Source organism: Alishewanella agri BL06, from assembly GCF_000272005.1.
Classification (GTDB): domain Bacteria; phylum Pseudomonadota; class Gammaproteobacteria; order Enterobacterales; family Alteromonadaceae; genus Alishewanella; species Alishewanella agri.
The window spans coordinates 18146-37599 of the sequence record NZ_AKKU01000014.1; the positions used below are offsets into that span (position 1 = coordinate 18146).

At 50.9% G+C, this 19454-nt stretch carries 20 protein-coding genes; 7 read left to right on the plus strand and 13 right to left on the minus strand.

What is annotated here, in order from left to right:
- The first annotated feature begins 3 nt into the window (after positions 1-3).
- The 5 genes from AGRI_RS07900 to frdD are packed head-to-tail and all read left to right on the plus strand — an operon-like array spanning position 4 to position 4180.
- The gene (locus AGRI_RS07900; RefSeq protein WP_237713045.1) at positions 4-918 is read left to right on the plus strand and encodes a prenyltransferase; all 915 of its coding nucleotides are present in this window, start codon (positions 4-6) and stop codon (positions 916-918) included.
- 13 nt (positions 919-931) lie between these two features.
- Positions 932-2701 (plus strand): fumarate reductase (quinol) flavoprotein subunit, encoded by a 1770-nt coding sequence (frdA, locus tag AGRI_RS07905; protein ID WP_008984435.1) that lies wholly within the window; start codon positions 932-934, stop codon positions 2699-2701.
- Between the two features lie 2 nt (positions 2702-2703).
- A complete protein-coding gene (locus AGRI_RS07910; protein ID WP_008984436.1) occupies positions 2704-3417 on the plus strand; it encodes a succinate dehydrogenase/fumarate reductase iron-sulfur subunit in 714 nt (237 codons plus the stop codon).
- An 8-nt stretch (positions 3418-3425) separates the two neighbouring features.
- Entirely contained in the window at positions 3426-3815 is a 390-nt protein-coding gene (locus tag AGRI_RS07915) for a succinate dehydrogenase/fumarate reductase transmembrane subunit (RefSeq protein WP_008984437.1), read from the plus strand.
- Complete coding sequence (frdD, locus tag AGRI_RS07920; protein ID WP_008984438.1) at positions 3812-4180, plus strand: fumarate reductase subunit FrdD; 369 nt, start codon at positions 3812-3814, stop codon at positions 4178-4180. The genes AGRI_RS07915 and frdD overlap by 4 nt, the downstream gene beginning before the upstream one ends.
- On the opposite strand, the gene AGRI_RS07925 is transcribed toward frdD, so the two are convergent.
- The 6 genes from AGRI_RS07925 to mpl all read right to left on the minus strand — a co-directional run bounded on the left by AGRI_RS07925 (position 4170) and on the right by mpl (position 10300).
- Positions 4170-4802, minus strand: a complete 633-nt coding sequence (locus AGRI_RS07925; RefSeq protein WP_008607144.1) for a DUF2959 domain-containing protein — start codon at positions 4800-4802, stop codon at positions 4170-4172. The two genes, frdD and AGRI_RS07925, sit on opposite strands and share 11 nt — an antisense overlap.
- Before the next feature lie 35 nt (positions 4803-4837).
- Positions 4838-6487: a pyridoxal-dependent aspartate 1-decarboxylase PanP gene (gene panP, locus AGRI_RS07930; RefSeq protein ID WP_008607143.1), complete on the minus strand. Its 1650-nt coding sequence runs from the start codon at positions 6485-6487 to the stop codon at positions 4838-4840.
- Between the two features lie 113 nt (positions 6488-6600).
- Positions 6601-7371: an ABC transporter permease gene (locus AGRI_RS07935; RefSeq protein ID WP_008607141.1), complete on the minus strand. Its 771-nt coding sequence runs from the start codon at positions 7369-7371 to the stop codon at positions 6601-6603.
- Entirely contained in the window at positions 7368-8327 is a 960-nt protein-coding gene (locus tag AGRI_RS07940; RefSeq protein ID WP_202800793.1) for an ABC transporter ATP-binding protein, read from the minus strand. The genes AGRI_RS07935 and AGRI_RS07940 overlap by 4 nt, the downstream gene beginning before the upstream one ends.
- Positions 8296-8931 carry a flavin prenyltransferase UbiX gene (locus AGRI_RS07945; RefSeq protein WP_008984440.1) on the minus strand — a complete coding sequence of 212 codons (636 nt, stop codon included), beginning with the start codon at positions 8929-8931 and terminating at the stop codon, positions 8296-8298. The genes AGRI_RS07940 and AGRI_RS07945 overlap by 32 nt, the downstream gene beginning before the upstream one ends.
- A gap of 25 nt (positions 8932-8956) precedes the next feature.
- Positions 8957-10300, minus strand: a complete 1344-nt coding sequence (gene mpl, locus AGRI_RS07950) for a UDP-N-acetylmuramate:L-alanyl-gamma-D-glutamyl-meso-diaminopimelate ligase (protein WP_008984441.1) — start codon at positions 10298-10300, stop codon at positions 8957-8959.
- 186 nt (positions 10301-10486) lie between these two features.
- On the opposite strand from mpl, the gene AGRI_RS07955 reads away from it, so the two are divergent.
- Together AGRI_RS07955 and ppa are read left to right on the plus strand one after the other, a co-directional pair.
- Positions 10487-11482: a class 1 fructose-bisphosphatase gene (locus tag AGRI_RS07955; protein WP_008984442.1), complete on the plus strand. Its 996-nt coding sequence runs from the start codon at positions 10487-10489 to the stop codon at positions 11480-11482.
- A 66-nt stretch (positions 11483-11548) separates the two neighbouring features.
- Entirely contained in the window at positions 11549-12076 is a 528-nt protein-coding gene (gene ppa, locus AGRI_RS07960) for an inorganic diphosphatase (protein ID WP_008607132.1), read from the plus strand.
- Between the two features lie 72 nt (positions 12077-12148).
- Here the strand turns inward: ppa and AGRI_RS07965 are convergent, their stop codons facing one another.
- The 7 genes from AGRI_RS07965 to AGRI_RS07995 form a co-directional block, all read right to left on the minus strand.
- Complete coding sequence (locus tag AGRI_RS07965; protein ID WP_008984443.1) at positions 12149-14386, minus strand: two-component system response regulator; 2238 nt, start codon at positions 14384-14386, stop codon at positions 12149-12151.
- A gap of 93 nt (positions 14387-14479) precedes the next feature.
- Entirely contained in the window at positions 14480-16591 is a 2112-nt protein-coding gene (locus AGRI_RS07970; RefSeq protein WP_008984444.1) for a response regulator, read from the minus strand.
- Between the two features lie 78 nt (positions 16592-16669).
- The gene (locus AGRI_RS07975; protein ID WP_008984445.1) at positions 16670-17419 is read right to left on the minus strand and encodes a TIGR04219 family outer membrane beta-barrel protein; all 750 of its coding nucleotides are present in this window, start codon (positions 17417-17419) and stop codon (positions 16670-16672) included.
- A gap of 3 nt (positions 17420-17422) precedes the next feature.
- Positions 17423-18400 carry a DUF2333 family protein gene (locus AGRI_RS07980; protein WP_008984446.1) on the minus strand — a complete coding sequence of 326 codons (978 nt, stop codon included), beginning with the start codon at positions 18398-18400 and terminating at the stop codon, positions 17423-17425.
- 10 nt (positions 18401-18410) lie between these two features.
- On the minus strand, positions 18411-18845 hold the full coding sequence (locus tag AGRI_RS07985) for a copper chaperone PCu(A)C (protein ID WP_008984447.1): 435 nt from the start codon (positions 18843-18845) through the stop codon (positions 18411-18413).
- 30 nt (positions 18846-18875) lie between these two features.
- Positions 18876-19067: a hypothetical protein gene (locus tag AGRI_RS07990; protein WP_008984448.1), complete on the minus strand. Its 192-nt coding sequence runs from the start codon at positions 19065-19067 to the stop codon at positions 18876-18878.
- Complete coding sequence (locus AGRI_RS07995) at positions 19068-19337, minus strand: hypothetical protein (protein ID WP_008984449.1); 270 nt, start codon at positions 19335-19337, stop codon at positions 19068-19070.
- Between the last annotated feature and the right edge of the window lie 117 nt (positions 19338-19454).

Below are 19454 nucleotides of genomic sequence, written 5' to 3' on the forward strand. Positions count from 1 at the left end.
TGAATGGAGAGCAGATCAGTGCTTAACACCCTGCTAGGCGTCAGCCGGGCAAATTTTCTAACTCTGACCTTGGTCTGCATCCTGCTGGCTGTCACCGCCAGTTGGCAAGCCGGCGCCTCACCTGGCTGGCCAACCCTGTTATTGGTGACCTTGCTGGCGCTCTGTGCCCATATCAGCGTCAATGCCTTTAATGAATATTTTGATTTTAAGTCCGGTCTGGATTTTCTGACCGAGCGCACGCCCTTTAGCGGTGGTAGCGGCACTCTGGTGGCTAATCCGGCTGCCAGTTACGCTGCATTGGCGATTGCCGTGATCAGCTTAGCATTACTGATCGCCGGCGGACTTTACCTCGCCTTATTGCATGGCTGGCAACTGCTGCTGATTGGTATTCCGGGTGTGCTGATTATTTACGCCTATACCCAATATCTGAACCGCTCACCTCTGGCCTGCCTGCTGGCGCCGGGCATTGGCTTTGGTTTACTGATGACGCTGGGCGCGTTTTGGGTATTTGCACAGCAAGTCAGCATGGCGGCCTGGCTGTTGGCCACCATTATCAGTTTGCTGGTCTCCAACCTGTTGCTGTTAAATCAGTTTCCGGATGTCGAAGCCGACAGGCAGGTCGGACGCCGGCATTTGCCGATTGTCATTGGCCGCCGCCACAGTGCCAGTGTTTATAGTCTGCTGGCTGCTGCCAGCTATCTGTTACTGCTGCTTGGTGTTGCCCTGGGTGCGCTGCCCTGGCAGAGCTTACTTGGCTTACTCAGTTTGCCGCTGTTGCTGAAAATTCTGCCTGGCATTTTCCGGCTGGCAGATAAACCACGCGAGCTGGCACCTTACCTTGGCCTGAATGTGTTGCTGTGCCATCTTTATCCCTTACTACTCAGTGCCGGTCTGTACTGGGCCGCCAGCGGCAATTAATCACGGAGGCAGGATGCAGGTTTTAACAACGGATATTATTGTGGTCGGCGGCGGTGGTGCTGGCTTGCGCGCGGCTATTGCTGCGGCACAGATCAGGCCGGATGCCCGCATTAGTCTGCTGTCCAAAGTCTATCCGATGCGCTCGCATACGGTTGCAGCCGAAGGTGGCGCGGCGGCCGTCACGCTGGCCGAAGATAGTCTGGACGCACATTTTCAGGATACCGTTGCCGGCAGCGACTGGCTGGCTGACCAGCTGGTGGTGGAACACTTTGTTAAAGCCGCTTATCAGGAGCTGGTGCAACTGGAACACTGGGGCTGTCCGTGGAGCCGTAAAGCCGATGGCAGCGTTCAGGTGCGGCGCTTTGGCGGCATGAAAACCGAACGCACCTGGTTTGCGGCCGATAAAACTGGTTTTCATATTTTGCATACGTTGTTTCAAACCTCAATGAAATCTCCGGCCATCCGCCGGCTGGATGAGTTCTTCGTGCTGGATTTACTAGTCAGTGAACAGCAGGTGCTGGGGGTGCTGGCGCTGCAACTGAATAGCGGCGAACTATTCCAGATCCTGGCGCCGAAAGTGATACTGGCTACCGGCGGCGCTGGCCGACTGTTTCACTACAATACCAACGGCGGCATCGTCACCGGTGATGGTATGGCGCTGGCGTACCGGCATGGTGTAGCGCTACGGGATATGGAGTTTGTGCAATACCACCCCACCGGCTTACCCGGCTCCGGCATCCTGATCACCGAAGCTGCCCGCGGTGAAGGCGGGATTTTGCTGAATAAAGACGGCTACCGTTACCTGCAGGATTATGGTCTGGGCCCGGAGACGCCCTTGGGCCAACCGCAAAACAAATATATGGAGCTGGGGCCACGCGATAAACTGTCGCAGGCGTTCTGGCAGCAGCAACAAGCCGGACTTACCGCTGACTATCAGGGCCATGCTGTCGTCTATCTGGATTTACGCCATCTGGGGGCGCAGAAACTGGCCGAGCGGCTGCCCTTTATCTGTGAATTGTCACGTTCTTACGTCAATATCGATCCGGTACAACAACCGATCCCCATTCGTCCGGCAGTGCACTATACCATGGGCGGCATTCTGACTGAGCTGCACGGCGAAACCCGTATCAGCGGTTTATATGCTGTCGGTGAATGCGCTTCGGTGGGTTTACATGGCGCTAACCGGCTGGGGTCAAATTCACTGACCGAATTACTGGTATTTGGTAAAGCCGCCGGCGAGCATGCCGCGCAAAGCCTGCCGCCGATGCCGCGTAGCCACTCAACAGCAGCGACAGAGCAGGCGCGAACGCAACAACGGCGACTGGCCAGTCTGTTCGGTGGCAAACAGCAACAGAGCATCGCCAGCCTGCGTAAAGCCATGACACTGGCGATGGAGCAAGGTTGTGGTATCTATCGCGATGAACAAGGTATGCAGCAATGCCGCACCACCCTGGTATCGTTACAGCAACAGCTGGCCGATTTGAAGGTAAGCGACCACAGCAAGGTGTTTAACGCTGAGCTGATCCAGTATCTGGAGCTGAGTTTCGGCCTGGATGTGGCACTGACACTCTGTGAAAGCGCGCTGGCACGCACAGAATCGCGCGGCGCGCATCAACGGCTGGATCCGGGTATGACCCGGCGTAATGATCAGGATTTTTTACAGCATACCCTGGCTTACCGAGCGGCGGATGGCAGTGTTGCGCTGCGTTACCAACCGGTTAGGATCACCAGCCTGCCACCGGCAGCCCGCGTCTACGGTGCTGCCGCTAAGCAAGGAGCCTGATGATGGAAAAAACCTTAATTATTCAGCGCTATAATCCCGAACAAGATCAGGCACCCAGCGCAAAGCGCTATCAGGTACCCTTCGACCACAGCACCTCGGTGCTGGATGCACTGCTGTATATTCAGCAGCAATTGGATCCGACGCTGGCCTTTCGCTGGTCCTGCCGGATGGCGATTTGCGGTTCTTGCGGCGTGATGGTGAATAAGATCCCGAAACTAGGCTGTAAAACCTTTTTACGCGATTATCCGGCTGAACTGACGATTAGCGCACTGGACCATTTCCCGATTGAGAAAGATCTGATCAGCGATATGGCGGTGTTTTTAGACCATCTGCAAGCGGTAAAACCTTATCTGATTAATGACAGTAACAGCGCTGAACCGCACCGGCAAACGCCGGCGCAGCTGAAAAAGTACCAGAAATTCTCCAGCTGTATTAACTGTGGCCTGTGCTATGCCGCCTGTCCGCAATTTGGCCTTAATCCGGAATTTCTGGGGCCAGCGGCGATTGTCACCGCGCAGCGCTATAACCTCGACAGCCGCGATCAAGGCAAAGCACAGCGCATGCCGCAGCTAAATGGCAAAAACGGCGTCTGGGCCTGCACCTTTGTCGGCTTTTGTGCCGATGTCTGTCCGAAGCAGCTGGATCCGGCAGCGGCCGTCAATCAGGGCAAAGTTGCCTCGGCTACCGATATGCTGATCAGCATCTTTAAACCTTAGGAGGCCCTATGCCAGACTCTGCCGGCGCCCGCCGCCCCTATCTGCAACCGCTCTCTCGCAGCTGGTGGCTAAAACATAGCTTTTTTCTGCGCTATATGCTGCGCGAAGCCACTGTGCTGCCGCTGCTGTTTTTCTGTGGCTGTTTACTGGCAGGCCTGTATAGCCTGGCTCAGGGGGAAAGTCAGTATCAAAGCTGGCTGGCGTTTATGGCGCAGCCCTGGGTTATCGCGCTGAATACACTGCTGCTACTGGCCAGCTTATATCATGCCAAAACCTTTTTTGAGCTCTTTCCTCGGGTGATGCCGCTACTGCCGGCACCGCTGATGATTGCTGGCCAGTGGCTTGGTACGCTAGTGGTCGCGCTATTGTTACTCTGGTTATTTGGAGCTATCGGATGAATCAGCCAAAACGCTCAGATGAACCGATCTGGTGGGCCTTATTTAGTGCCGGTGGCGTCTGCTTTGCAATGGTGATTCCGGGTCTGGTATTAACCCTGGGCCTGCTCTACCCACTCGGATTATTGCCAGAAGCGGCTTTCAGTTATAGCCGGGTTCAGCAACTGTTACAGAGTTTTTGGGGCTTAGCGGGTCTGGCTTTCGCTGGCGCAGCCATTTGTTTGCCGCTATTTCATGCCATGCACCGCGTGCATCATGGTTTGCATGATTTAAAGCTGGCGCAAGGCCGGCTGGCCAAAATATTCTGTTACGGCCTGGCCAACCTGCTTAGTGCTGTTGCTATCGTTTATAGCGGGATTATTGCTTAAGGGTAGTCAGAAAGCGCTCTGACTCAGCGATGGCTTTATTCATCTCGGCAAGTAAACGGCTGATATCGCGCTCAATACTGCCAAATTCGCCTTTTAGCGCACCAATCGCCTGGGCATTCAGATTATGCTTTAAATACAGCGCATTATCTTTTAATGACGATAACACCGGTTGCATCGTCGCTTCGGCCTGACGCATGGTCACTAACAAGCTAGTGTACTGGCGGCGGGTTTGGCTAAGTTTGCGTTCGCTATCACGCTTCAGGCTCTGATTACTATATTCTTTCAGCTCCTGCTGCCACTCTTTAAATAGCGCTTCGGCGACCTGCTCAATGGCATCAATACGGTTTTTCACATCCAGAGCTGACTTTTCACAGGCATCGTATTCCGCCTGAGTCAGTTTATACTGCCGCTGTAAATCGCCACCATCATATTTGACCAGGGCTGAAAACTGCTCCAGCGCCGAACTGAATTGCTCCTGCGCCTCACGTTGTGATTTCTGGGCATTTTCTACGCGATCGACCAAAATATCTCTTTTATGAACACCGACCTTTTCCATCGTCGAGTAATATGCCTGCTGACAGCCGCTAAGCAGCAACAGCAGGACTAACCAGAATTTTGCCATCCTAAACTCCCTGTTCCCTATTCTCAAAGCGCGAACTAGCCGTGCAGTTGCTGCGCCGCCAGTTGTAATAGCTTAGGATAAAACTCTTTATCCTGCTGAGCCAGCTGATCCTGCTCCACTAACACATCACGCAAAATCTGCTCTGTGGTCAGCGGATTGGCCAATACTACCCGAAATACTATAGTTTCCTGCCGCTGATAGCGGGCGGGTGTTAGCCGGGTGCGGGAGACGAAAGATTTACCTTCTTCGCGCTGCCGCTTCTGAATAAACTTGGTCAGGCCGTTAAGCAGTTCATTAAAGCGCAGCAGCTGCTCCGGGCTGGCACTGGCCATCGCTTTTTGCACCTGCGCCGGCACATAGCGGTAGGTCAGGATACAGAGCTCCGGCTCAGTGATCAGTTCAAAGTCGATATTATGGCTAATCAACGTCGCAAAATAGCGGGCCTTTTCCAGACTGCGGTCGATCAGGATCTGATAGCCCTGCCGGCCGATCACCTGTAAGCAGGCATGCACCAGCATCGCCATACCGGGTCTTGAGCCCTCCAGCGTCTGGCTGCCTAAATCTTTCGAACCTTTACGCAGAATATATTCGGCATGATGTTCAATCACGTTCGCCGTCGACGGGTGTTTAAATACCACCATACCGGCGCCCATCGGTACGTACATCTGCTTATGGGCGTCGATGGTCACAGAGTCTGCACGCTCAATACCCGCCAGTAAATGCCGGTACTTAGCTGACAATAAGGTCGCACCGCCCCAGGCGGCGTCAACATGGAAATGGCATTGTTGTTGCTCGGCCAGATCGGCAAGCTCATTTAACGGGTCGATATTGCCGGTTTCCGTGGCGCCGGCAACGCCGACAATGGCTAGCACTTTAATATTACGCTCCGCAAGGTCGGCCAGTACCCGGCGCATTTCGGCAGTGTCCACCTTGTTATTGGCGTCCGTTTTGACCGACACCACCATATCACGGCCGATACCCAACACATCTGCGGCCTTACCCAGCGAATAGTGACCACGTTCTGACACTACTATCGCCAACCCCTGATAACCATAATGCTGCATCGCGCGGAACAAGCCTTCTTTGGCGATACCTTTAAAGTCACCGTCCGGTTTTAATAAGCGGTTGCGGGCAATCCACAGCGCAGTGATATTGGCAATGGTACCACCGGAGCAAAAGGCACCCAGCGAATGATTAGCGCTGTGCATCCACTTTTTATAAAAGCCGTCTTTTTCGCCGTACACCAGATGATGCATCATGCCTAATACCTGCCGCTCCAGCGGGGTAAAGGCTTTTGAGGTCTCGATTTTTACCAGGTTCTGATTTAAACCCACCATCATTTTCGACAGCGGCAGCACAAAATAGGGTAAGGCCGAGGTCATATGACCAATAAAACTGGGGGCTGCAGTATGCACTGAGTGCGCCACCAGTTTTTGCATAATGGTATCGGTATAATCAGAAACAAAGGACGGCTGCTCCGGGATCTGGAACGCCTGAAAATCCCGCTCAATCTGCCATAACGGTTTTTCCACCGCTACGATACTTTCATTTAAAAAGCCGGCCAGATTCTGCGACAGGTTTTGTTCGATAATACTGAGGGTCGAATCCGGCGCTTCCGGGATCGTAAAAATACGCCACAGTGCTTCTTCGGAAGCCGTGGCCTGGCGTTTAATGATGTCGTTCATGCCTGTCGTTACCTGCTGTAACTCTGTCAGCGTTTATACGCAGCAAAGCGTTCAACTGTACTGCAACCACTTAAAAATGTCTGCAACTTTCTGAATTCCGTGTTGTATTGCCGCTAACTGCGTAAGCCAATACCTTTATTGATCAAATACATTGCATAGCTGAATAACACCAGAATAAAACCTACTACTACCGCCAGCGCCAGCCATAAATTGACATCGCTATAACCCAAAAAGCCAAAACGGAAGGCATTCACCATATAGACAATCGGATTCAGTTGCGCCAGTTGCTGCCAGAATCCGGGCAACAAGGTCAGTGAGTAGAAGACACCGCCCAGGTAGGTTAAGGGCGTTAACACAAAGGTTGGAATAATGCTGATATCGTCAAAGGTTTTGGCATAGACGGCATTGATCAGGCCACCCAGTGCGAACAACATCGAGGTCAAGACCACGGTTAAGATAATAATCGCCAGATTATGGATACTGATGGTGACAAAGAATAACGACAACACCGTAACGATTAAGCCGACTAAGATACCGCGCGCCATACCACCACCGACATAACCGAGCACTATAATATAGTTGGGTACCGGCGCTACCAGCAGCTCTTCGACATTACGCTGGAACTTGGCGCTAAAAAACGACGAGGCCACATTGGCGTAGGAGTTGGTAATAACCGACATCATAATCAGGCCGGGAACAATAAATTCCATATAACTAAAGCCGTTCATCTCGCCGATCCGAGAGCCAATCAGGCTACCGAAAATGACAAAATACAGGCTCATGGTAATGGCCGGCGGCACCAGGGTTTGCACCCAAATGCGCATAAAGCGGGTAATTTCTTTGGTCAGAATACTTTGTAGCGCTATCAGATAACGGCCATTCATTTCGTTTGCCCCCGGCCATGCTCAACCAGATTAACAAAGAGTTCTTCCAGCCGGTTGGCTTTATTCCGCATTGATAATACCTTTACCTGCTGCGCACTAAGTTGCTCGAAGATCGGGTTTAAGCCGGCACTTTTCTCCACATCCACTTCCACACTGTGTTGATCTAACTTCCGCCAGACAAAACCAGCCAGCTGCAGACTATCCGGTAACTGGTCCAGATCCAGAATAAAGGTTTCTTTACCCAGCTTGGATAACAAGGCTTTCATACTGGTGTTCTCAATGATCTGCCCTTTATCGATAATGGCGATATTACGACACAGCATCTCGGCTTCTTCCAGATAATGAGTGGTCAGAATAATCGTCACGCCTTGCTGATTTATCGTGCGTAAAAACTCCCACATTGAACGCCGTAGCTCAATATCGACCCCAGCCGTCGGCTCATCGAGGATCAACAATCTTGGCTCATGCATCAGCGCCCGGGCAATCATTAGCCGCCGCTTCATACCACCCGACAACTCACGGGCCCGGGCATGACGTTTTTCCCATAACCCCAGCTGGCCTAAATATTTCTCAGCACGCTGTAAGGCCACGGCACGCGGTACGCCATAATAGCCGGCCTGATTGACCACGATTTGCAGCAAGGTTTCAAACTGATTAAAGTTAAATTCCTGCGGCACCAGGCCAAGCTGACTTTTTGCCGCTTCCAGCTCGGTATCCAGGTCAAAGCCAAATACCTTAACTTGCCCGCGGCTTTTATTGACCAGCGCACTGATAATACCGATGGTGGTACTTTTACCGGCACCATTTGGCCCCAGCAACGCAAAAAAATCGCCCTGCTGTACCTGTAAATCGATACCACTGAGTGCGACTGTGCCGCTACGATAGATTTTATGTAAGTCTTTAATGTCCAGTGCCAGCGTCACGCTATTCTCCTGCTTGCTGTTGTCGGGCGTCATAGCCCCAGCGCCCCACTAACTGTTGCGCTAAGCCCAACTGGTCCAATACCCGGGCCACCATAAAGTCGACCAAATCACTGATTTGCTGTGGCTGATGATAAAAACCGGGCGCGGCCGGCATAATACAGACGCCAAGGCGGGCCAGCTTCAGCATATTTTCCAGATGAATGGCACTGAGTGGGCTTTCCCGCAGCACCAGTATTAGCTTGCCACCTTCCTTAATCACCACATCAGCGGCACGTTCCAGCAGGTTATCACTGGCGCCCTGCGCGATAGCCGACAGACTACCGGTAGAACAGGGGCAAACCACCATCTGTTTCGGCGCCGCCGAGCCGGAAGCGACCGGCGAAAACCAATCGTCCTTACCATAAACCTTTAACAGGCCGGGCGCCGCTTGCAGGTACTGTTCCAGCTGCTGCGCGCATTTCTCCGGCGCAGCACTTAACTGCAATTGCTGCTCAGTGGCAAACACCACCCGCGCCGCACTGGACATCAGCAGATGCACTTTAATACCCTGCGCTAACAATACCTGTAACAAACGTAAACCGTAGGGCGCACCCGAGGCACCGCTAAAGGCCAGAGTAATCTCTTTACTGGTTATCATTGGCTTTCCTATCGACTGGCCACGCTTAACTCAGCGCCTCCAGTAGTTGTTGATGAATGCCGCCAAAGGCGCCATTGCTCATTATTACTATCTGATCGCCTGGCTGCACCAGCGCCAGAATGCTGGCTTTCAGCTCAGCGATGTCATAACAAACACTGGCCGGCATCGAGAGCCGCGCGGCCAGCTCGGCCATCGACCAGCCGGCATTGCGCGGTTCATATAAAAATACCTGATCTGCCGTTAACAGCGCCTGCGGCAAGGCGGCCTGATGCACACCGAGACGCATAGTATTGGAGCGCGGCTCTAATACGGCGATAATCCGCGCCTGGCCCACTTTCGCCCGCAAGCCTTGTAGCGTAGTAGCAATCGCGGTGGGGTGATGGGCAAAATCGTCATAGATCGCAATACCTTGTGGAGAGCCTTTTAGCTCCATCCGCCGTTTTGGTGCCACGAAGCTGGCTAAGGCCTCGGCTGCAACACCAACCGGGACCCCGGCATGACGCGCGGCAGCAATCGCCATTACCGCATTATCAACATTGTGCTGGCCACTGAGCGACCAGTTTACCCGCGCCACCTGTTGCTGTTGCCAATATAGCGCAAACTGACTGCCATCCGGCGTTAACAATTCGGCCTGCCAGTCACTGCCATAGGCTTCACGTTGGCTCCAGCAGCCCATAGCCAGCGTCTCGGCGACAGCAGGCGTCGCTTCCGGAGATAACACCAACCCCGAAGCCGGCACGGTGCGCAACAAATGATGAAACTGCCGCTGGATCGCCGCCAGATCCGGGAAGATATCCGCATGATCATACTCAAGGTTGTTGATCACCAGTGTACGCGGCCGGTAATGCACAAATTTGGAGCGCTTATCAAAAAATGCCGTATCATATTCGTCGGCTTCAATCACAAAGAACGGCGCCTCACCTAAGCGGGCAGAAAGGCCGAAATTTTGCGGTACACCGCCAATCAGAAAACCCGGCTTAAGACCGGCATAGTCTAAGATCCAGGCCAACATACTGGCGGTGCTGGTTTTACCATGGGTGCCGGAAACGGCCAGTACCCAGCGCTGCTGCAGTAACTGTTCGGATAACCACTGTGGGCCTGAGGTGTAAGGCAGGTTATGTTCCAGCACATATTCAACGGCCGGATTACCACGCGATAAGGCATTACCGATAATCACCAGATCCGGGGCGGGTTCCAGCTGTGCGGGGTCATAACCCGGGGTCAGACTGATGCCCAGCTGTTCCAGCTGAGTGCTCATCGGCGGGTAAACCTGTTGATCGGAACCTGTGACCTGATGGCCAAGGGCTTTGGCCAGGGCTGCGATACCGCCCATAAAGGTGCCGCAAATCCCCAGAATATGAATATGCATAATGTACTTCTCTGTTAAGCAGGGGCTTATTGTAGCAAATGCAGAATAAGCTGCGATCAAAACTGCAATTTAAGAATAAATTCTTTAAAATAACCCAGACTGAATGAGATTTCGCCACTTGTACCGGACGAAAGCTTAATCGGTCTGACTCTGTCTTACCCGAAAATATAACAAGGACCTACTATAATGCGTCGCATCTCACCCGTACTGCAACAAGATGGCGTGGATCCGGATCTGATCTCGTTGTTAAAAACTATCCTGGCGGCCTGCCGGGAAATCGCCTTTCGCGTTAGTCAGGGCGAACTGGCTGGTGTGCTGGGCTCCACGCTGTCGGAAAACGTACAGGGCGAAACCCAGAAAAAACTGGATGTGATCGCGAACGAATTACTAAAAGAAGTGATCCTGGAAACCGGCGTGGTGAAAGCTATCAGCTCAGAAGAAGAGGATGATATCGTACCGGGCAATCCGCATGGCCGTTATCTGGTCACCTTTGATCCTTTAGATGGGTCCTCCAATACCGATATCAATAGCCTGATCGGCACTATTTTCTCGATTCTACCCGCCGATCCACACAAGGACGCCAGTGATGCCAGCCAGTTTTTACAACCAGGCTCCGCTCAAGTTGCAGCAGGCTATGTGTTGTATGGCCCATCAACGATGCTGGCGCTGACCACCGGCAAAGGCACCCGCTTGTACACCCTGGATAAAACCTACGGTGGTTTTTTATTGACCGCAGAACAGGCTACTATTCCGAAATATACCGCTGAGTTTGCCATCAATATGTCGAACCAGCGGTTCTGGGAAGCGCCAATGAAAAATTACATTGCCGATTTACTGAAAGGTAAAGAAGGGATACGCGGTAAAAACTACAATATGCGCTGGATTGCCGCTATGGTAGGCGATGTGCACCGGGTACTCTGTCGTGGCGGCATCTTTGCCTATCCCCGCGATCTGAAAGATCCAAGTAAGCCGGATAAATTGCGCCTGATGTATGAAGCTAATCCGATGAGCTTTCTGGTAGAACAGGCTGGCGGTGCCAGCTCCACTGGCTATCAACGCATTATGGAGATCATTCCGACTGATATCCATCAACGGGTGGCAGTGATTTTAGGGTCGAAGCACGAAGTGGAAACCTGTGTCAATTACCACAGAAATAGCACTGCTCCGGTAATATCAGACTAATTATCAATAGCCATTTTTACGGCCGTCATTATAATGGCGGCCAGCAATTAATCAGAGGACCAAGCGATGAGCTTAAGCGATGTAGCAGCTGGCAAAAATCTGCCGGATGAAATTAACGTAATTATTGAAATTCCGGCCAATGCCGATCCAATCAAATACGAAGTGGATAAAGACACCGGTACCGTCTGGGTAGACCGCTTTATGGCCACTCCTATGTTCTATCCGTGCAACTACGGCTTTGTGAACCAGACTTTGTCTTTGGATGGTGACCCGGTTGACGTACTGGTACCAACGCCTTACCCACTGGTACCAGGCGCCGTGATTAAATGTCGGCCGGTTGGCGTACTGAATATGGAAGATGAGTCTGGTCAGGATGCCAAGGTTATTGCCGTACCGGTCAGCAAGCTGACCAAACTGTATGACCATATTCAGGATATCAACGATGTGCCTGAGCTGCTGAAAAAGCAAATCCAGCATTTCTTTGAGCGTTACAAAGAACTGGAGCCAGGTAAGTGGGTTAAAGTCACCGGTTGGGCCGACGCCGCCGCCGCGAAAGCTGAAATTATGACCTCTTTCGAGCGGGCGAAAAAGTAAACCGCTGCTATTGAGATTGAGACAAAAAACCGGAGCGAGCTCCGGTTTTTTTATCTGACACTGTGGCTACCGTTAGAACTGAATACAACCGCCCTGATTTTGCCGCAGATACTCAATTAATTGCGGTGCCGGCATCGGTTTAGCAAACAAATAACCTTGAACTTCATCACAGCCCATCGCCAGAATCGCTTGCAACTGTGCCTCGGTTTCCACCCCTTCCGCGATGGTCGATAGGCCAATTCGTTTGCCCAAGCTGACAATAGTTTCTGCAATTAAGCCGCCACCTTCGGTCGCAACAGTATTAACAAAGGCGCGGTCAACTTTAATGCGGTCGAGCGGTAACTGCTGTAAATAACTGAGTGATGAGAAGCCGATACCAAAGTCATCAATTGCCACTTTGATACCAAAGCGTTTTAGCGCCTCCAGCGCATCAATGACAATTTTTGGCTCATCCATCACTACGGACTCGGTAATCTCCAACTCCAGCAGCTCCGGCTTGACCTGATACCGTTCGACTATTTCAATGACTGCCGGTACAAACTGTGGTGAGCGAAACTGTGGCATCGACACATTAACCGCAATACGCAAAGCGCCACAACCGAGGCTGGACAACTGCTGTAGTTGCTTGCAAGCCTGCTCCAGCACCCAAAGACCAATATCAACGATTAAGCCGGAATATTCCGCCAACGGAATAAAAACTGCGGGTGAAATGTATTGTCCGGGTTGATGTGGCCAACGTAACAGGGCTTCCATACCGACGACTTTTTTGGTTTTCAAACACAACTGCGGCTGATACCACAGCTCTAATTTATCCAGGGCAAAGTCAGCCCGCAGCATTCTGAGCATGGTTAAACGCTCAGTCACTTCTTCTTCCATTGCCGGCTCATAATACTGGTGATGCGAGCCAACGGTCTTTTTCGCTTTGTTAAGCGCAATATAGACCTGCTTCATAATCACCATACCCTGTTCAGCGGCATCGCGTAACCGGCAAATACCAAAGGTGGCATTCACCTGTAAGCTGTGTTCTGACGCCTGAAATGGTTGTGCAAACACCGCCGTCAGTTTTTGCGGTGTTAGTTCTTGTTCCGGGCCAACCAGCGCAAACACATCAGCGCCAATTCGCCCCAGTTGCGAACTGGCGCCAAAGTGTTCGATTAAACGCAGCGTAATCGCAATTAATAACTCGTTACCGACATCCTGACCCAAACCATCGTTCACGTCGGAGAAATGGTCGATATCGACTAACACCGCTACCATATGCTCAGGTTCAAAGCGCCGGGTATCCTGCAGGATCTGAATAAATTCGTTGCGGTTTGGTGTTTTGGTCAGTGGGTCAATATAGGCCGCATGTTTCAACTGCTGAAAAAGCGCGACGTTTTCATAGCCAACTGAGATGTTGCTCAGAAAGACTTCGATCAGCTGCTTGTCCGCTTCCTCAATCGGCCGGTTAGTTTCAATATAGACGGCGGCATTGTGCTTGTCGTTACCTAAATATAATACGGTGTCGCTGTCGGCAAAAATATGCTGCCGGGTTTTCAGACACAGATTAATTTGTTCAACAATCCGTTTATTATCTAACCGTTCTAACTGGCATTTGATAAAGGGCGCATAGTTACCCGCCGCACCGAGTACATAAATTTTATCGCTGGCCGTGCCATCATCTTCAATCTGGGCGCAGAGTACGCCCTCCGCATGCAAGCCAATAAGCGATGAAATCTGCGTGACAACACCTTCTGAAAATTCATGCAGCGAATGTTGCTCTAACAGGTTGGCACCCGCTTTGATTATTTTCTGCAAACCGCGGCGGTTTTGATTAATGGTTTTAATTTGTTGGTAAGAACGGATCGAAGAAATGATGGTGGTAACCAGCTTACTGCGGGTTAGCTCAGTTTTGGTTTTGTAGTCATTAATATCATATTCTTTAATGACACTTTCTTCTGGGGCATAACCTGGTTGTCCGGTACGCAAGATAATGCGCAGTTCATCTAACTGCAGCTCATCACGGATCCGCTTGACCACTTGCAGACCGGCATTATCGGTTTCCATCACCACATCTAACAGCACTAGCGCGGTATCGCTGTGCTGACGCAAAAAATCTATTGCTTGCTCGCCGGAGTAAGCATGATGAAACTCTAACCGTTTTCCCAGCACAATAAGATCATTTAGCGCCAGCTTAGTAACGGTATGAATTTCCTGATCATCGTCGACAATCAAAATAGCCCAGGCACCAATCGGAGTCTGGCTTGGGAGCTGAGTACTGTCGTCTTCTGCTAAAAACAGAAATCCTTCATCTGTTTCTTTTGGCGTCATTGGCTGAACCTTGTATTGTCCTGCATCTAATATACCCGCTTCCTTGCGAAAAAAGAAATCCCGCCCTGCGTTAATTTTCAGCGACCCTTGCTGTTAATATAGCCGATAACTGCTCAGCAGTGCATCAAACTTACATGGGTCTAACGGTTTTAATACTATATCGTTCATGCCAGCACTCTTAAATGCGGCGATTTCTGCCGGTAGCGCATGAGCAGTAAATGCCAGAATCGGGATGTCGCGGTAATCCGGCATTTGACGTAACTGCTTCGCCACCTCGGTACCTGGTAAGTCCGGTAATTGTATATCCAATAAAATTAAATCGAATTGCGTTTGCCGACAAATACTTAAGGCCTGCTCAGCTGAATGTGCCGCATATAACTCAATTAATCGCTGCTGAATTAATACGTTGATAAATGCCTGATTGGTTTCGTTGTCATCCACGACGAGTAACTTTTTTCGGCTAAAACGGGTTGCTTCAGCAAAGAGTTGTGGCACAGCCGCCAAACAAAACTCGGCACTTGGCCGACAGGGCACTAATTGTTGCCACTGACTGAAACTCAAGGGTGGTGCATAAGCGACAAAAGGCATGGTAACTTGTTGTAAAAAACGCTGCCATTCTGCTCCGGGTATTTGCCCGGGTAACATCAGAATCAGTAGCTGATAGTTCTGTTCCGTCAGCCGTTGTTGTAGTTCAGACAAGCTATTACAGCTCGATAGTTGTAAAGTGTAACCGCTCAGTGCGGCCAGACGTTCACTAAGTCGCTCTGGATCCGCATCGAATAACAATACGCTACCAGGTAGACTTTCGGACGCTAAGCTTTCACATGACAACGGCCAGTTAACATTCAGGCTAAGGCCAAGGCCATCAAGGGATTCGACTTTGCACTCGGCCTGCACTTTTTGCGATAACAGCTGTAACAGCGCAATGTCGGCATCCCGCCATTGCAGATCCGTAAGCTTACCCTCAGCTAATTGGCGGCTTAGATGCCGGGGTAATCCGTTACCATCACAATTCAACTGCAAGCGCAGTGTAGTGGGTACTGAGCAATCCAACACCACCCTAAACTGCAGCCGGCGACCGGATTCTGAACGCAGCCCCAACGCAAGCATCGCTTGCAGCAGCAGAAACAATTGCTCGGGATCAATACTTAGCGTCGCCGTCAGGTTGTCACTCCCCTCCAACCAATCTAACGAAGAGCCATCCGGCAGCAGACTGTTCAAGGCAGGTAACGCTTGCTGTAACCAACTAGCCAATTGCAAAGACTCGGGCTGGGTTTCAACACTACCAAACTGATAGCGGGCATAATGCTGTTGCAGATTTAATAAAGCACTGAACAAAGCTGGAGAGAGTTGCTCTTGCCGTTGCCATAACAGCTGGGCTTGTAGTAGCCAGCGGTTCACACATTGTCGTTGTTGTTGTTGCCGTTGTAGCTGGGCGCTGTGTAAAGCCTGCCAGTGCAATGTCTCATCAGCCGCTTGTGCAGCCTGTTCGGTACTGATTTGTAACTGCTGCTGTAACTGTGCCAGCTGAGTACAATGACGTTGTAACGCCTGATGCAAAGTCGGACTTAACATAGCCGAGCTATCTGATTCTGCATCCGGCGAAAGCAGCCGCTGTGCAACAGATTCTAACAGACTCTGTTGCCTGTGTTTTTGCTGCCGCAGCACCAGAGCTGCCAGCCAAAGCAGCAAGGATAACCAAAACAATGCCAACAATATCGGCCAATGCTGCTGCCACTGCCAAGGCTGGGTATCAGGAATAATCAGCAGCTGAAGATCTAAGTTGTTAGCACTACCAAATTGCTCGAAGGGTAAGGCCTGGGATTTTATTGCTTGCAGCGCCAACCAGCGTCCATTAATTTTTTGCAGTCGACTCTGGCCAAAACTCATTAACTGATCCGCTGCCGGCAATGGCTGCTCTGCACCGGCCACCGCCAATAATTGCCCGTCCGCTTGATATAACGCCAGGGTAGCAACCGGGAATACGGCACTAAACTGTAATTCTGCCAGTCGTTGGCTTAACTGCTCCGCACTTAAAGAGCCCAGGGTTGGCTTTAAGCTCAGTTGCACTGTATCGGCATATTGTTGCAGTTGCGCTTTTAATACCTGTTGCTGCTGATGTTGCTGCCAAAAAAATGCCGCCAGCAATAGTGACAAAGCAGCTATCAGATAACACGGCAGCAGATAACGAAAAAAAGCAGTCAAAATAGTGCTCATTGCCAAAAAAAACAGGAGCCCACTATATGTCTAAAGTACCCCAGGCTCAAGTGGCGCTGGCCAGGATTAAAAGTGCACGGCTATCCCAGCAAAAACACCATTAAATTTTAATTCGGCATAGAGGTTATCCAGATCATCAAGTTGCATATCGATCGCCCGGTAACCCAGCTTGAGCCGTACATCCACCAACAGATTATCAATCAACTGATAACCAATACCGGCTTGTACATCGTAATAATGACTGTCCTGAAAACGGGTAGCCTGGCCACTGGCAAAAATATCCAGGCCGGTTGCTGGCAGCGTAACCTGTGTATCCAGATAGAGCAAGGGCAACCATTGACTGACATCCTGTAGCGCATTGCGTTGGTTGCTCTGAATACCGATCTCACCTCGCAGATGTTTTGCCGCTACCCCTAAATCCAGTTGTACCAGAGCGTTATCAAGCAATTCGTAGTACAGCACATAGTCGGTATGACTGAGATCAAGTTTGCTATGCAATTCACTGCCAGCGGCAAAGTTCACATTAGCAAAAGTAAAATCGGTTGCAAGGGTGTTAGAACCTTGATTTTCTAAGCTTTGATATTGAACCCGCACATTCGGCAGTACTGGGATCAGATGCTCTAATGCCAGATAGTATCCTGACTGATTGCGATCATTAAACCGAAAGTCCTGCAGCTGGCTACTGTTGGCAAAACCACCTTTACTCTGTGGCGCCCAATAATCGAAACCGGCGTGTACACCTAACACCGTATCAGCTAATACCGGGCTGGTATGGCACAGCAAACCCGTGATCAGTAATAAAGACGCTTTTTTCATCTACTATCCTTGTTGTAATAATTCAGATAAATCTATTAAGGCGGCATTAGCGCGGGAGATATAATTTGCCATGACCAGGCTATGGTTCGCCAGCACTCCAAAACCACTGCCATTTAGGATCATCGGGCTGTGAATGGGTTGTTGGGCAGCTTCCAGCTCCCGGATAATCTGTTGCAGACTGACCATTGCATTGCGCCGTTGCAGTACTTCGGCAAAATCAATTTCCACTGCTTTTAAAAAATGCAACAGTGCCCAGGTCGCGCCCCGAGCTTCATAAAATTCGTCGTCAATCTGCCACCAGCTGGTTTTGACATAGCGTCGATCTGGCGCTTCGGTTGACTGACGGGCGGCGACATCCCCGGCTAAATCGGTATTAAACCGCTCCTGGCCGACACTGGCGCTTAAACGCTGCGAGTAACTGCCGAGACGTTTTTCTACATTTTTCAGCCAGTCACGCAAATTGTCCGCCCGCGCGTAAAACTGGCTATCAGTTTGTTTCGGATCGGCCAGGCCGTTGCGATATAAATATAATTGTCCGATCGCTTTGCGATATTCTGACTCGGCACTGGGCAACACCCAGCTGCGATGGTCAATATTTAATTGCGGCTGCGCAATACGCAAGAACGCATTTTCGGCAGATTGTGACTGCGAACGACTGAGATCTTTGCGCAGTGCCAGCGCCAGATCGCGTGACATCTCCAGCACACCAAATTCCCAGGCCGGCATATTGTCTAGCAGGCTAAATGGAGGCAGCACGTCGTTAGCCAGATAGCCACCCCGCTTTTGTAATAAGGTTTCTGTAACGCGGATTAGTGCAGTAGTCGTGCTGTAACCGACAACCCGACTGCCGTCTTCCTGTTGCATACCCTGTTGAACGTCTTCGATGACCAAGTCCGGTTCACGGCTAACCCACCAGCCGCATAACCAAAGTAAGATCAGCAATAACAGTGCAGAAACAGCCGCTATAGTGGTTTTGTTCATCTGAATCGTCCTATCGGATTGGCATAGCAGTAACAGGTAATTCCAGTTGCAGCACACTGCCACTGGTAAAACGTAATTGAATGGGTACCTTCTCACCTAAAGCCAGCGACTGCTTCGGCTCAAATAGCATCAAATGCAGCCCCCCGGGTTGCATTTGCAGGGTGGCACCGGGTTCAAGTTCGATCCCTTCAACCTCCACCATGCGCATCATGCCATTTTGCTCGATATGGGTGTGCAGCTCAATCCGCTGAAACAGCGGGCTACTGGCAGCAACTAACTCCAGCATTTGCGGGCTTTGATTCTGAATACTGACATAGCCTGCCGTGACCGTGCGACCGGGCATAGGCAAGCGGATTTCGCCCTGTACCAGCCGCACATCGGCAGCCTGAACGCCGGTGCTCTGTGCAAACCACAACAGACCCGCAATTATCAGACCTCTTAGCATTGCTCATTCCTGTATTACTGATAAGCAAGGCTATCTTACACCAAATCCGCTGAGCCGACAGCGTAAAACCGGCCAAAGCTGTTGCCAGAGTGCAGCAAACCAGGCAGGTTGGCCATGTTTGTAGCCATACCAGACTAACATGGCTGGCACTGCACCTAACAGTAGCCCCAGTAAAGGCAGCAGATAAATCAGTAATAAGGTGAAATCAAACATGCCCAACATTTATTCAGCACCCTGCTGTACGGTTGCCGCCTTGCTTTGCTGAGCCAGCTGAATGTCACTCAACTGGTCCGGCTGCTGATTCATCAGTGCCGTTACAGTGAGTTTCATTGATTGCTCAGCTTGTTGTTGCACTTCGCTGGCCAACTGTTGTTTTAAATGGTACTGCTGCACTGCGAGCTGAATCGTCAGCTCCTGCTTGGTGTCCGCTAATAACTCAGTACTGCTTAAACCGAGGATCGAAATAAAGGCTACTGTAGTTAAGTTACGCATGGTGTTGCTCCTGCAAATTCAGTTCAGTGGTTCGGTACTGCTGCATTACTGAATTCAAGCTGCGTGCCAGCTAGCAAAATAGACTTAACTTATTGTTATTTAATGACAATTAAAAAA

Coding starts and splice junctions, on each gene's coding strand:
- AGRI_RS07900 (WP_237713045.1), top strand. CDS start 4: ATGGAGAGCAGATCAGTGCTTAACACCCTGCTAGGCGTCAGCCGGGCA.
- frdA (WP_008984435.1), top strand. CDS start 932: ATGCAGGTTTTAACAACGGATATTATTGTGGTCGGCGGCGGTGGTGCT.
- AGRI_RS07910 (WP_008984436.1), top strand. CDS start 2,704: ATGGAAAAAACCTTAATTATTCAGCGCTATAATCCCGAACAAGATCAG.
- AGRI_RS07915 (WP_008984437.1), top strand. CDS start 3,426: ATGCCAGACTCTGCCGGCGCCCGCCGCCCCTATCTGCAACCGCTCTCT.
- frdD (WP_008984438.1), top strand. CDS start 3,812: ATGAATCAGCCAAAACGCTCAGATGAACCGATCTGGTGGGCCTTATTT.
- AGRI_RS07925 (WP_008607144.1), bottom strand. CDS start 4,802: ATGGCAAAATTCTGGTTAGTCCTGCTGTTGCTGCTTAGCGGCTGTCAG.
- panP (WP_008607143.1), bottom strand. CDS start 6,487: ATGAACGACATCATTAAACGCCAGGCCACGGCTTCCGAAGAAGCACTG.
- AGRI_RS07935 (WP_008607141.1), bottom strand. CDS start 7,371: ATGAATGGCCGTTATCTGATAGCGCTACAAAGTATTCTGACCAAAGAA.
- AGRI_RS07940 (WP_202800793.1), bottom strand. CDS start 8,327: ATGACGCCCGACAACAGCAAGCAGGAGAATAGCGTGACGCTGGCACTG.
- AGRI_RS07945 (WP_008984440.1), bottom strand. CDS start 8,931: ATGATAACCAGTAAAGAGATTACTCTGGCCTTTAGCGGTGCCTCGGGT.
- mpl (WP_008984441.1), bottom strand. CDS start 10,300: ATGCATATTCATATTCTGGGGATTTGCGGCACCTTTATGGGCGGTATC.
- AGRI_RS07955 (WP_008984442.1), top strand. CDS start 10,487: ATGCGTCGCATCTCACCCGTACTGCAACAAGATGGCGTGGATCCGGAT.
- ppa (WP_008607132.1), top strand. CDS start 11,549: ATGAGCTTAAGCGATGTAGCAGCTGGCAAAAATCTGCCGGATGAAATT.
- AGRI_RS07965 (WP_008984443.1), bottom strand. CDS start 14,386: ATGACGCCAAAAGAAACAGATGAAGGATTTCTGTTTTTAGCAGAAGAC.
- AGRI_RS07975 (WP_008984445.1), bottom strand. CDS start 17,419: ATGAAAAAAGCGTCTTTATTACTGATCACGGGTTTGCTGTGCCATACC.
- AGRI_RS07980 (WP_008984446.1), bottom strand. CDS start 18,400: ATGAACAAAACCACTATAGCGGCTGTTTCTGCACTGTTATTGCTGATC.
- AGRI_RS07985 (WP_008984447.1), bottom strand. CDS start 18,845: ATGCTAAGAGGTCTGATAATTGCGGGTCTGTTGTGGTTTGCACAGAGC.
- AGRI_RS07990 (WP_008984448.1), bottom strand. CDS start 19,067: ATGTTGGGCATGTTTGATTTCACCTTATTACTGATTTATCTGCTGCCT.
- AGRI_RS07995 (WP_008984449.1), bottom strand. CDS start 19,337: ATGCGTAACTTAACTACAGTAGCCTTTATTTCGATCCTCGGTTTAAGC.